The organism is Dysgonomonas reticulitermitis, from assembly GCF_054601275.1.
This window is the reverse complement of the sequence record NZ_BAAHWU010000011.1, coordinates 21,317-34,145: the sequence shown is the minus strand read 5'-3', so window position 1 is coordinate 34,145 and position 12,829 is coordinate 21,317. Positions and strand designations below refer to the sequence as shown.

At 41.6% G+C, this 12,829-nt stretch carries 9 protein-coding genes; 4 read left to right on the top strand and 5 right to left on the bottom strand.

The annotated features are described in order from the left end of the window. From ACYPZI_RS06695 to ACYPZI_RS06680, 4 genes are read left to right on the top strand one after another with little or no spacing between them, the layout of a single operon-like run. Entirely contained in the window at positions 1-1,476 is a 1,476-nt protein-coding gene (locus ACYPZI_RS06695; protein WP_459599877.1) for a calcineurin-like phosphoesterase C-terminal domain-containing protein, read from the top strand. A 1-nt stretch (position 1,477) separates the two neighbouring features. Next, positions 1,478-3,301: an FAD-dependent oxidoreductase gene (locus tag ACYPZI_RS06690; RefSeq protein WP_459599875.1), complete on the top strand. Its 1,824-nt coding sequence runs from the start codon at positions 1,478-1,480 to the stop codon at positions 3,299-3,301. Between the two features lie 22 nt (positions 3,302-3,323). Then, on the top strand, positions 3,324-4,838 hold the full coding sequence (locus ACYPZI_RS06685; protein ID WP_459599873.1) for a Gfo/Idh/MocA family protein: 1,515 nt from the start codon (positions 3,324-3,326) through the stop codon (positions 4,836-4,838). A 36-nt stretch (positions 4,839-4,874) separates the two neighbouring features. Further along, positions 4,875-5,720, top strand: a complete 846-nt coding sequence (locus ACYPZI_RS06680; protein WP_459599871.1) for a sugar phosphate isomerase/epimerase family protein — start codon at positions 4,875-4,877, stop codon at positions 5,718-5,720. A gap of 162 nt (positions 5,721-5,882) precedes the next feature. Here the strand turns inward: ACYPZI_RS06680 and cdaA are convergent, their stop codons facing one another. The 5 genes from cdaA to ACYPZI_RS06655 form a co-directional block, all read right to left on the bottom strand. Further along, complete coding sequence (gene cdaA / locus ACYPZI_RS06675; RefSeq protein WP_459599869.1) at positions 5,883-6,653, bottom strand: diadenylate cyclase CdaA; 771 nt, start codon at positions 6,651-6,653, stop codon at positions 5,883-5,885. Positions 6,654-6,744: 91 nt separating this feature from the next. Beyond that, positions 6,745-7,590: a GNAT family N-acetyltransferase gene (locus ACYPZI_RS06670; RefSeq protein WP_459599867.1), complete on the bottom strand. Its 846-nt coding sequence runs from the start codon at positions 7,588-7,590 to the stop codon at positions 6,745-6,747. Further along, positions 7,587-8,780 carry a bifunctional phosphopantothenoylcysteine decarboxylase/phosphopantothenate--cysteine ligase CoaBC gene (gene coaBC, locus ACYPZI_RS06665; protein WP_459599865.1) on the bottom strand — a complete coding sequence of 398 codons (1,194 nt, stop codon included), beginning with the start codon at positions 8,778-8,780 and terminating at the stop codon, positions 7,587-7,589. The genes ACYPZI_RS06670 and coaBC overlap by 4 nt, the downstream gene beginning before the upstream one ends. Positions 8,781-8,831: 51 nt before the next feature. After that, positions 8,832-10,649 carry a YgiQ family radical SAM protein gene (locus ACYPZI_RS06660; RefSeq protein WP_459599863.1) on the bottom strand — a complete coding sequence of 606 codons (1,818 nt, stop codon included), beginning with the start codon at positions 10,647-10,649 and terminating at the stop codon, positions 8,832-8,834. A 5-nt stretch (positions 10,650-10,654) separates the two neighbouring features. Then, positions 10,655-12,811, bottom strand: coding sequence for a polysaccharide lyase 8 family protein (locus tag ACYPZI_RS06655; RefSeq protein WP_459599861.1), 2,157 nt, complete (start codon positions 12,809-12,811; stop codon positions 10,655-10,657). Between the last annotated feature and the right edge of the window lie 18 nt (positions 12,812-12,829).

Below are 12,829 nucleotides of genomic sequence, written 5' to 3'. Positions count from 1 at the left end.
ATGCGGACTAAAAGACTAATTTATATAGCAATTCTATTTATCACATCGATAAATATAAACGCCCAGGTGGATATACGCAATATAGAATTTATGGGGAAAGTTTGTGACAACAAAGGTTCGGCTATTACGGGTGTTCCTGTTACAGACGGTTACAATATTGTTGTGACAAATCAGAAAGGCGAATACCGCTTGTTAAGCAATGCGACCGCTGAATTTATTTATATTACAATTCCATCCGGATATATTATCCCGATGAAAGACAATTCACCCTATTTTTACTACAGGATTGATGATAAATTGAAGCTAAAGCAAAAATTTGATTTTGTTTTGGAAAAGTCGCGACAAGATGAAAATAAGCATATAGTTATTGCGTGTGCCGATCCGCAGGTGGGGTTTGACGAAGAGATACCAATGGTAGAAGAAGCCATAAAGGATATAAAGTCATTGATAGCCCAAAATTATGCGAATCTCCCTGTACACGGGGTGATATGTGGGGATATAATAGCCGAGATAAGCAGAGAGCCGAAGTTCTTTGAATGGATGAAACGTACTTTCGCGGAAAGTAATATACCGTTCTTTTACGCGGCGGGCAACCATGATATGGATGTTAGCGGTCGATCTAATCACGATTCCAAAAAGACATTCAAGAATGCTTTAGGTCCTACCTATTATTCCTTCAATAGAGGAAAAGTTCATTACATAGTGCTCGATGATGTCTTCTTCATCGCGAGAGGATATGCTTCGATAGGATACCTTGACGAGGAACAATTATGCTGGTTAGCACAAGATTTAGCCCTGATACCGGAAGGTTCCACCATAGTAGTGTCATTCCATATACCGACATATTCACGCGAAGCCCGTCGGGGAGAACCGGCAAAAGAAGAAATGAATAAAGTATTGCAAAACAGGAGCGCTTTATATAAAATGTTGAAGCCGTACAATGCTTATATACTTTCGGGGCATGAGCATTACAATGAGAATTATCAATTAGCGGATAACCTTTTTGAGCATGTGCTTGCCGCCCTTTGTGGCATTTTCTGGCAAGCGCCATATAATAGCGATGGAACGCCCTTAGGTTACGCCGTTTACGAGTTTGACGGCGACAAGGTAAAATGGTATTACAAATCGGTTGGAAAGGATAAAGACTACCAATTCAACGCTTATTTGCCCGGAGCTGATAAAAACAGGCCGGACGCTGTCATCGCCAACGTATGGAATTATGATCCCCAATGGAAGGTATATTGGTATGAGAATGGTGTAAAAAAGGGAGAAATGAAACAATATACAGGTTGGGATCCGGCTATCGCGCGTTACGTGGATAAAAACAAAGGAAATTTCAGATATAAATATATCGGAGCCGGTTCGACAGATCACCTATTCTTTGCTGAACCTGCCTATAAAGGCGCGAAAATAACAATAGAAGTAATAGACAGATTCGGTAATAAATATATCGATGAAGCGATAAAAGAAGAATAGTATGAAATATATAATGTATGTATTCTTAATCTTTGTTGCGACAAACGTTTTTGCTCAATCCTGTAAAGGTAGTCGGAACACAGAAGAAATCACTACCGATATTTTAATCATCGGAGGCACGACCAGCGGTACTTCCGCCGGAATTACCGCCGCGCGGGAAGGTGTGAAAACGCTTATCGTGGAGGAAACGCCATGGTTAGGCGGTATGCTAACAGCTCAAGGTGTTGGTGCCTGCGATGGCAATAGTAATTTACCATCCGGCATTTGGAATGAATTTAGAGATAAACTCCGTACTCGTTATGGAGGGATAGGTGGCGTATGGACAGGATGGGTAAGTAGTACCTTGTTTGAACCGCATGTAGGAGATAGTATTTTCAAGGCGATGGTTCACGCGGAAAAATATTTGGATGTTGTTTATGGTTATCATTTAAAAGATATTATAAAGAAGGGCGATACCGTAGAAGGAGCTATCTTCTTAAATGAAAAGAATGAAAAACTGGTAATAAAAGCCAAAATAACGATTGACGCCACCGATATAGGAGAAAGTCTAAAAATGGCAGGAGCCGCGTATCGTTATGGAATGGATTCAGGGAAAGAAACTGGAGAAAGCAATGCTCCGGAAGAAGCCAACAATATAGTCCAAGACCTTACTTGTGTCGCTATTCTTAAAGATTACGGGAAAGGAGTGGATAAAACGATTCCGAAACCACAGGATTACAATCCTCTGAATTTCCATGGCTGTTGCGAAGAAACGGTAGATAAGGTTAAGATAGATTGCCAACGTATGCTCGAATATGGGAAAATGCCGAATAATAAATATATGATCAATTGGCCTAAGTTTGGTAATGACGTGTATCTAAATGTGGTAGAACTTCCTCGTGAGCAACGTGAAAAAGAGCTGCAAAAAGCAAGAGATTTCACACTACAGTTCGTTTATTATATACAGCATGAATTAGGTTTTAAACATTTGGGTTTAGCGGATGATGAGTTTGATACACCGGATTTATTGGCATATAAGCCATATCACAGGGAAGGACGAAGGCTTAAAGGTTTATCCTTCCTGACATTTAATCATGTGGCTGACCCGTATGGGCAAAAGGAATCATTATACCGCACAGGCATATCTGTCGGCGATTATCCTGTCGATCATCATCACGGAAAGAATCCCGATGCGCCGAAAATAGGATTCGATCCTGTTCCCTCTTTCAATATTCCGTTGGGCGCTCTCATCCCCGAACAAGTAAATGGGTTGATCGTTTCAGACAAAGCTATTTCCGTGTCGAACCTTATAAATGGGTCAACACGGCTACAACCGATAGTGCTGCTCACGGGACAAGCGGCAGGCATCCTCGCGGCGTTAGCTGTAAAAGAAGGAAAGCAACCGAGGGAAGTGTCTATAAGAGCGGTGCAAAGTACCTTGTTGGAAAGGGATGCTTATATCGCGCCTTTATATGATATACAACCGGATGATCCCGATTTTGAAACAATACAAAAAATATGCGCGACCGGCATCCTAAAAATGATAGGTGAACCTTTCGGATGGGCAAACCGCACATGGTTCTACCCTGATAGCACTATTACGATAGCTGAATTTACAAAAGGGCTGAACTTGTATGACATAAGTGTGGAAATTGTGGATAGCGACAAGCAATTAACAGGAAAAGCGGCGATCGATTACATTCAAAAGGTTATAGGTCAAGACAAACCTATTGCGAATGAATATAAAGATACTCCTGTCACAAAGCGGGAATTGGCAAGGATACTGCATGCCACATTAAATCCTTTTGGCAAAGAAATAGATTTTAACGGGTATTATAAGAATTAAGATAAATTTAATAATTGAATCCATGAAAGACATAAGCAGACGTAAGTTTTTAAAGACAGGGGTTGTGGCCGCCGCCGGATTAACTATTGTGCCGAGTACCATTTTAGGGAAATCATTTGGACACACAATGCCCAGCGATAAATTGAATATAGCGGGAATTGGCGTTGGAGGAATGGGTCGCCGTAATTTGGCGAATATGAAGACTGAAAATATCGTGGCTTTATGTGATGTGGATTGGAGCTACGCGGATAAGACTTTTAAAGATTATCCGGCGGCTAAACGCTTCAAAGATTGGCGGGTAATGTTTGAAGAAATGGGGAAATCCATTGATGCTATTGTGGTAGCTACTCCCGATCATACGCACGCGGGCATAACAGCTCACGCGATTACAATGGATAAGCATTGTTATACCCAAAAACCGCTTACTCATTCTGTGTATGAGTCTCGACTGCTTGCCAAACTGGCGAAAAAGCATAAGGTCGCCACCCAAATGGGTAATCAGGGGAACTCTTTCGACGATTGCAGGAGGGTTGCCGAGTGGATTCAGACGGGAGTGATTGGCAGCGTTTACGAAGTACATTGCTGGACTGATCGTCCTATTTGGCCACAGGGACTACAAGAGCCTAAAGAGATTGTGAAAACACCTAAAACCTTGGATTGGGATTTGTTTATAGGACCGGCGAAAAAACGTCCGTATAATCCTGTATATACCCCTTGGAATTGGCGTGGTTGGTGGGATTTCGGGACAGGCGCGCTTGGTGATATGGCATGTCATATTATGGATCCTCTTTACTGGGCTTTAAACTTGAAATACCCAACCAGCGTGATAGGAAGCTCCACATTGAGTAATTTATACTCGCCTCCTTATTCCCAGATTGTAACTTATACGTTTCCGGCGCGGGATAATCAGCCTAAAGTTACGATGCCGGAAGTTAAGGTTTATTGGTACGATGGAGGTTTGATGCCCCCTCGCCCTGAAGAACTGGAAGACGGAGAAATGATGGGCGATTCCAATGGCGGGATTATATTTATAGGTACAAAGGGCAAAATCATGACCGGTTGTTATGGATTGAATCCAACGCTATTGCCGAAATCAGAGATGGCTCATTTCAATCAGCCTAAGCCTACCATACCTCGTATAAAAGGAGGAGCCGGAGATATTTGGAATACTGATGCCCATGAACAGGATTGGATTAGGGCTTGTAAGGAATCTCCTGAAAACAGGGTGGAAAGTTCATCTAACTTCCAATTCTCCGGTCCATTCAACGAAATGGTGGTAATGGGAGTGTTGGCGGTACGCTTGTCGGGATTGTATGGCTTGCACCGTGAGTTGAAATGGGATGGGGAAAATATGCGGTTTACCAATATATCACCAAACGATAAGATAAAGATAGTAACCTCCGACGACTTTCAGGTTATCGATGGCGACCCAAGATTCGACAGGCGGTTCGCTGACTTCTCGGCGATAGACATGGCGAATGAATGGATAAAGCATACTTACCAAAATGGCTTTACATTGCCGGAAATGCCTAAATAATTGATAATAAACTATAAACACATAATATTTGAAATAATGAAAAAAGTGCTTTATTTATTGATTATTAGTGCTCTGGCTATTTGGTGCGTTTCATGCGGGGGTAAACAGAAACCGGGATCGGGACAGGACGACTGGCGATTATCCATGCAGTCTTATTCTTTTCACAAGTTTACCCTTGTCGAGGCTTTGGATAAGACGAAAGAATTGGGATTGAAATACATAGAGGTGTTCCCGGGACACAAAATCGGCGGCAAGTGGAACGATAAAGTGTTTGGTTTCGGCCTTACCCAAGAAGAACGCGAGGAGCTGAAGGACTATGCCCAATCGAAAGGGATAAAGATTATCTCCACAGGGGTGTATGTGACTGATGATCCCGCAAACTGGGAGAAGATATTTACCTTGGCTAAAGACATGGATATGGAGTTTATATCCTGTGAGCCGGCTATTAATGATTGGGATCTGGTAGAGAGCCTGGCGAAAAAATACAATATAAAAGTGGCGGTACACAATCACCCTCAACCATCGGTCTATTGGCATCCCGATTCCCTGTTAACCCATATCTCAAAGCGTAGCGATATGATTGGTTCGTGCGCCGACGTGGGACACTGGAGAAGAGAAGGCCTCGACCAAATAGATTGCCTAAACAAACTTAAAGGGCGCGTCGTATCCCTTCATTTCAAAGATATAGCGGAGAAGAAAGAGGGAGAGGCGGAACAGCATGATGTAATATGGGGAACAGGTATCCTCAATGTCGCCAAAATGCTGGAGGTATTAAAGGCTCAAAATTTCAAAGGCGTCTTTACTATTGAATATGAATATAATTGGGACAATTCCACGCCTGACATCAAAGAGTGTATAAAATACTTTGAATCAGTGAAATAAGTTCAATTTACCGCGAACGCGGTTACTTTCCAAAATGATAATAGAAGCCGGGCTGTCCCGGCTTTTCTTTCTGTAACGCCTTAATAGGATTGTTTTGAAAAAAGTGACAAACGTACTATGCAAACGTAACACTTTTCTCCTCTTTCGACAACCTCGGATCTCTCAGATCCTTATCGTTTCTGTCAGTAGTTCCTGTAATTTTTCGGGAGTAATGTTTGTCTGTATCTGGCCATCATCTACAAAGGATATTTTACCTCTTTCTTCGGAAATGATAATTGCTTTAGCATCTGTTTCCTGCGAAATGCCTAAGGCAGCCCGGTGTCGCAATCCGAATGATTTTGGGATATCCTGGCTTTGCGATATAGGCAAAATGCATCCTGCCGCTTTAATCCTATTCCCGGATATGATAACAGCTCCATCATGCAGAGGGGTGTTTTTAAAGAATATATTTTCTATTAGTCGAGTGCTAATGTCAGCATCCAGTACCTCCCCAGTTTCTGAATAATGCCCTAATTTTATTTCCTGTTCAATAACTATCAGCGCCCCTGTATATGTTTTTGCCATATTCATACAGGCTAATACCAAAGAAGTAATAACAGGGTCGGAAAGATCTTTTCTTTCTTTGGAAGAGAAGAGACGTGATAAAAATCGAAATGTCCGGTTTGAGCCCAATGTCATCAGGAAACGGCGGATCTCGTCTTGGAAAATAATGATTAATACGATTAGCCCAATATCGACAAATTTGTCGAGGATGATTCCCATAAGGCGCATCTGCAATACTTGTGAGATAAGTATCCATAAAATCATAAAAGCCAATACCCCATTAAATATTGCACCGGTCCCGGACTTGGAAACAATCCGATATAGCCGATACATCACTATGGCTACCAATATGATGTCAATTATATCTTTTATTCCAAAATCATTGAGCATGAGCAGAGAGCTTTTAATCAATCTAAATTCAAAGATAAGTATTTCTTCAACAAAAGATATACAAAAAGGCAGGTGTCTTCTTAAAAAATATTTATTCGAGCATCAGGTTCATTACAGAATGATGCTCAGCAAACAAGGTGACTGATGGTTTTTCCAGTTTATTGGTCTTATATCCAAATAATAAACGGCACAGCATCCGGCGATTTATTTCTATATCCGGGCTTTCCCTGGTTTTTTCTACAATCCCATTGTTTAATAAGTAAGTTTGTTTTTCTATTTTCAGCCGGATTTTAGCAGCCGGATTTTTCTTAGTATAGAGTTTCAATAAAAACTCCTTGTCTATAACCCGGGCCATTCCGGCCAGATTGTATTTCTCCGGAGAACCGTCATTTATATACTCTTCCACTATGGTTTTAAAATCTTCGAAGCTTTTTTGCACACAGAAGTCTTTATCTCTGTATAAAGAATCAAAAAACGAATACGCTAATTCAATATCCGGGCTTTCCTTTAATATCCTGTCCAATGGATAAATAGGTTTTTCACTTTTGTCAAAAACCTGTTCATAGTCGAATTTTTCATAAAACCGGAATAGCCGGTTTTCCGCGGGAATAAGTATGGCTAATGGGATTTTTCTTTCTTTAAGGATCTGATGGGCTTCGTTAATCAGTTGGCCCATATATCCCTTATTCCTGTATTCCGGTAACGTACATAAGCCTGCCAGATAAGCAAAGGGGATTTCCTCTCCGTAAAAAGAAATTGTATAAGGATGCATCTGTAAAGACGCGACGGCTATATCGTTTTCAAAGTAGACGAGTGTATTTCCGGGTTTATATTTTTGAGTGAAAATAAGGTTTATAAATACATCTGTATCCTCGAAGCAGACCTTCCACATCTGTCTTACCAACGGTTCTATATGTTCGTTTGAAAACTGTATCATCCTACTGTTTCGTCGATAATGTCCGAAGCTACCTCCTGTTTCGACTTCAACGCATAATCTTTCTTTTCTCCGTTCCTGTTCAGAATAGATATTTTATTGGTATCGTATTTAAATCCCGCTCCGGGATCATTCAGAGAGTTAAGTACAATATAATCAAGATTCTTCTTAACTATTTTTTTTAAGGCATTTGTCTGTTCGTCATTGGTTTCTAAAGCAAAGCCTATTAAACGCTGATTCGATTTTTTTATTTTTCCGAGCGATGCCGCTATATCCTTGTTTGGTACGAGGTCAATATTAAGAATATCCTCGCCCCTTTTCACTTTCTCCGTATATTGTAGCGATGGCCGGAAGTCGGCCACTGCGGCACATAATATCGCGGTATTCATGTCAGGGAAAGCTTTCATTGAAGCGTTATACATTTCCTCTGCCGATTCTACATCTATTCTCGTTATATTCGGGTGATTTATTTTCATAGAAACCGGCCCGGCGATCAATGTGACTTCGGCTCCACGGCGAGCACATTCTTCAGCAAGGGCAAAGCCCATCTTACCCGAAGAATAATTTCCTATGAAACGTACCGGATCTATTTTCTCAAACGTAGGTCCGGCTGTTATCAGTATTTTTTTTTTTGAAAGAGATTCTTGTTTCCTGAAAAAGTCCTCTACAACAGACAATATTTTTTCAGGCTCTTCCATGCGTCCTTTACCTATCAGGTGACTGGCCAGTTCGCCTGCCGCCGGTTCTATTATTATATTTCCATAAGACCGTAGCAGATCGAGGTTTCTGGCTGTAGAAGGATGGGCAAACATATCCAGGTCCATAGCCGGAGCGACCATAACGGGGGCCTTCATCGAAAGGTATGTGGTTATGAGCATATTATCGGCAATTCCGTTTGCCATCTTGCCCACTGTGGCAGCAGTAGCAGGAGCTATCAGCATCAGGTCGGCCCATTGTCCTAAATCCACATGACTATGCCATGTGCCATCGTTGGCGGTAAAAAATTCGCTTACCACCGGTTTTCCTGTAAGGGCTGATAATGTTACCGGCGTTATGAATTCTTTTCCCGAAGGAGTAATTACGATTTGTACTTCGGCTCCGGCCTTAATCAATAAACGGGCTAGTGATGCGGCTTTGTATGCAGCAATGCTTCCTGTGACGCCCAATACAATATGTTTATCTTTCAGTGTCATGTCGTTCTTATTTTTGAACAAAGATAACAGCTAATCTTTACCCGGCGTTCTTTACGGGTATAATTTCTTTAGCAGATCTTCTCGTTTTAGCCGTTTCAACTCTTTTATTATTTGCGGACGATAGTTTTTATCGTACCAGAAAAAGAACTGGCGTTGAGCTAGTTTCTGCTCTTTGGTATGTGCCGTATATACTTTTTCCAGCGTGTACGGGTGATAGCCTGTATAATAAATTTCGGTTGCTAACGTCATTGGCGAAGGAGTGAAATCCTGAATCTGCTCCAGCTTAAATCCGAGAGGCTTTGTTGCTGCGGCAAGTTCTGCCATGTCGACTTCCGTGCAACCGGGATGCGAGGATATGAAATAAGGGATGAGTTGTTGTTTTAGTCCGGACTCATTGTTTATCTTATCGAATATCTTCTTGAATGTATAAAACTGCTGAAAGCCGGGTTTGCGCATATAATTTACAACTCTGTCCGATGTATGTTCGGGCGCTACTTTCAATCGCCCTGAGACATGATTCAGTATAAGTTCTTTTGTGTATTCGTCCGAAAATTTATTCAGTCTGTCATCTGCATTCCGGTGCAACAGCATATCGTAACGCACCCCGCTGCCTATGAATGATTTCTTTATTCCGGGCAATGAATCCACCGCTTTATATATATCTAAGAGATGCGAGTGGTCTACATCCAGATTTTTACAGATTTTCGGATGTATGCACGAAGGACGTTTGCATTTTGCACAAATGCCTTCCTCCTTGCCTTTCATTTTGTACATATTCGCAGAGGGGCCTCCCAGATCGCTCAAATAGCCTTTGAAATCCGGCATTTCTGTCACTTGCTTTACTTCTTTCAATATCGATTTTTTCGATCTCGACGCGATAAATTTTCCCTGATGCGCCGAAATGGTACAGAATGCACATCCGCCGAAACATCCACGATGTATGTTCACCGAGAACTTAATCATTTCGAAAGCAGGAATGGTTTTTCCTTTATATTTTGGATGAGGGAGACGGGTATAGGGAAGGTCGAATGAAGCATCTATCTCCTTTTCCGTCATTGGGGGGTATGGAGGATTGATGACAACAGCCTTATCATCGTAATTCTGAATGATGCGTGATGCATTGAGCATGTTAGACTGTTCCTCAACGATACGGAAGTTTTTGGCCTGCTTCAATTTATCTTGTGTGCATTCCTGATGAGAAAACAGATATGTGTCGTTCTCATTTGTTACTAAAGAAGATGAATCGGTAAGATAAGCAGTCTGAGGTATTTCTTTCAGGCTATTAAGTTGTTTTCCTCCTCTTAGTTCCGATACAATAGCTTTTAACGGTGTTTCTCCCATTCCATAGACTAACAGGTCTGCCTTCGAATCCAATAAGATCGACCTGTGTAATTTGTCATCCCAATAATCATAATGAGTAACTCTTCGCAAAGAGGCTTCGATTCCTCCAAGCAAAACGGGTACGTCGGGGAATAAATTTTTGAGGATATTCGTATATACAACTGATGGCCTGTCGGGCCTCATGTCGGCTCTGCCGTCCGGTGTATAAGCGTCATCGGAGCGAAGCCGTTTGTTGGCAGTATAATGGTTTATCATCGAATCCATTGCTCCGGCCGTTACTCCGAAGAAAAGGCGGGGACGTCCCAGCTTTTTGAAGTCACGCAAATCGTCACGCCAGTTTGGTTGTGGAACGATAGCTACTTTCAGTCCTTCTTGTTCGAGTATTCGTCCTATTACGGCCGCGCCAAATGAAGGATGATCTATGTACGCGTCTCCCGAGAACAGGATTACGTCAAGTTCATCCCATCCTTTCAGTTCCACTTCTTTTTTGGTCGTTGGCAACCAGTCGGTTAGCCTGTATTCTTTCATATAGATTATTCTGCTGTTTTAGAAACAGATGTTCCTTTCATCTCTCCCTGAGGAAGTTTTACTGTAAAAGGTTTTCCGTTGAGAGAAAAGTTTACTTCTTCCAGTTTTTGAGTAGGGTCTGACACAGTTGTTTTTATTGTTTTACCTTGGGTTTGGATTAGAAACAGTCCGGCATCTGAACTTTCGAAATGAATGTTTTTAGTAAGTTGGATGTTAGCAGGCTTATAAGCGGCAACATATATTTTCCCATCAAATTCTACAACTTGTAAATCTCTATTATTACTAATCACCTTTATTTTCTTTGTGTCAAACCGCTTTACTTTATCTTTGGTAGAGGCCGGTAATATCATATACTCATATGATGCGTCTTTTGGTTTCAGCCCATGATCGATCCATAATGAAAAAACATCTTTTTCTTCAACAAAATCCTCCGGATACATAGACATGATATCTCCCCACGAACCCGGTCTTTTTTCTGTGATTGCTTTTCCTTGCGATGGTTGCAGGATTATGTAGCCGGTCTTATCGTGAAAAAAACGATCATTTCCCGATATTGTTACAGAATTTACTTTCTCCCAATTGTTGTTATTCAAATAATATAAATCGTCTTTTTTTATCCGTTGATCGATAGATGTGGTTACGACGAAACTGCTATCGGAAGTTATCCCCGCGCCAAGGCAAAGCACAAATTCACCGGTAAATATCCATGATTTTCGGGCAGTAATGCGGTCGCGATTAAAATCCATAGCTGTCATTCCCGTTGTGCCGTCAGAAACATTGCCGACAAAATCACTTTGGTTACGGTATCCGCCCCACGAAAGTTGCTTCAAAGGGGAATCTGTTTCGTATGAAGTTATTCCCGGAATCTTTCGCCAGTCCCAACAAGGGAAAATGTTGAGATATTCGTTTCCATCGATATATGTATAAGTTGCTCCGTCTGCTACGTAATAGCCTTTGAGGTTGTCTCCGTTTCCGGCTTCTCCTCCAATCACTCTTTTAGATGACATTTTAACCGAAGCCATCCATTGTGGGCGACGATAAACAGTCTGGTCGGACAGCCAAAAATGTTTCAGGCCAATAAGTTTTGAGCCTTCTCCTGCGGAGGAAAAATTATCGGTCAGCAAGCTTTGGTATTCATTTTTATTCGTATTGTCAGCCTGCAACATGGCATTAGCTGTAAACCCTACGGTAAATGCTTTATGTCTTTGTGCCTGATGGAAAAACTGGCGTCCCAGAGCGTTAATGTCCATATATCCTTTCCACAGTATCCAGGCATAGCCTTGGTTTATCAGCTTGTTTAAAATATCCAGTTGATCTTGATTGAATGCGATAGATGTCCCACGAAACAGCTGTGCCCACATACCCATACTGGAAATATATGCAGCGCCATAGTTCCCGAATTGCTGTTGTGCTCCATGTTGATGGAAGCTATTATCGGCCTTGATCCCTTCAATCTGATCTGTCCTTATTTCGGAAGCAATAGTGTCGCGAGAGGCTTTGACCAGCTCAATGTCATTTTGCATCAGTCCTCTCACCAGTACATTCCCTGCCAGCCAAACTTTATTTTGTCCTGTCATCCCAAATTTCGCGTTCTTCATTAATTCGATTGTGTTCTCTTTTTCGGCGATACTAAGCTGATCTTCAAAGAGAATGAATATAGCTCCCAATATTTTGGGTACACCTATCTGATTGTGCCACCAGTTGAGGCTTACAGGTTTTTTATCGAACCAATATTTTAAAGTTTGATGAATAGCATCCGCTACCTCCTTTGAGTTGTAAAACTCCGAATCGGACTTGGCGTACACTCTTGCCAGCTCTAAAATTCTTTCCACATGAATTTTAGACCGCCATCCCGAACGGTTTTGGTTGGCATAATCTATATCAGACCATGAACCATCGGCTTGTATTTTACCGAGCAATTCTTCTACTCTTGCCCTACTGATTGGATACCGTTCCATTAACTCCACAACCATCTGGTCGGAGAAAAAGGTCTCTTGCGGATACGATATCAGTATTGCCAGCAAAGGCTTATTCGCAGGATCTTCGGATAGCAATACTTGCTTGTAGTTTTGCTTAATTGTCTTTATTTCATCTGCTATAGCTATTTGGGCAAACGTAAAAAACAGAAACGGGAATAATGTAAGTATGGCTCTTCTATTCATTTGTATTTATATTCTGAT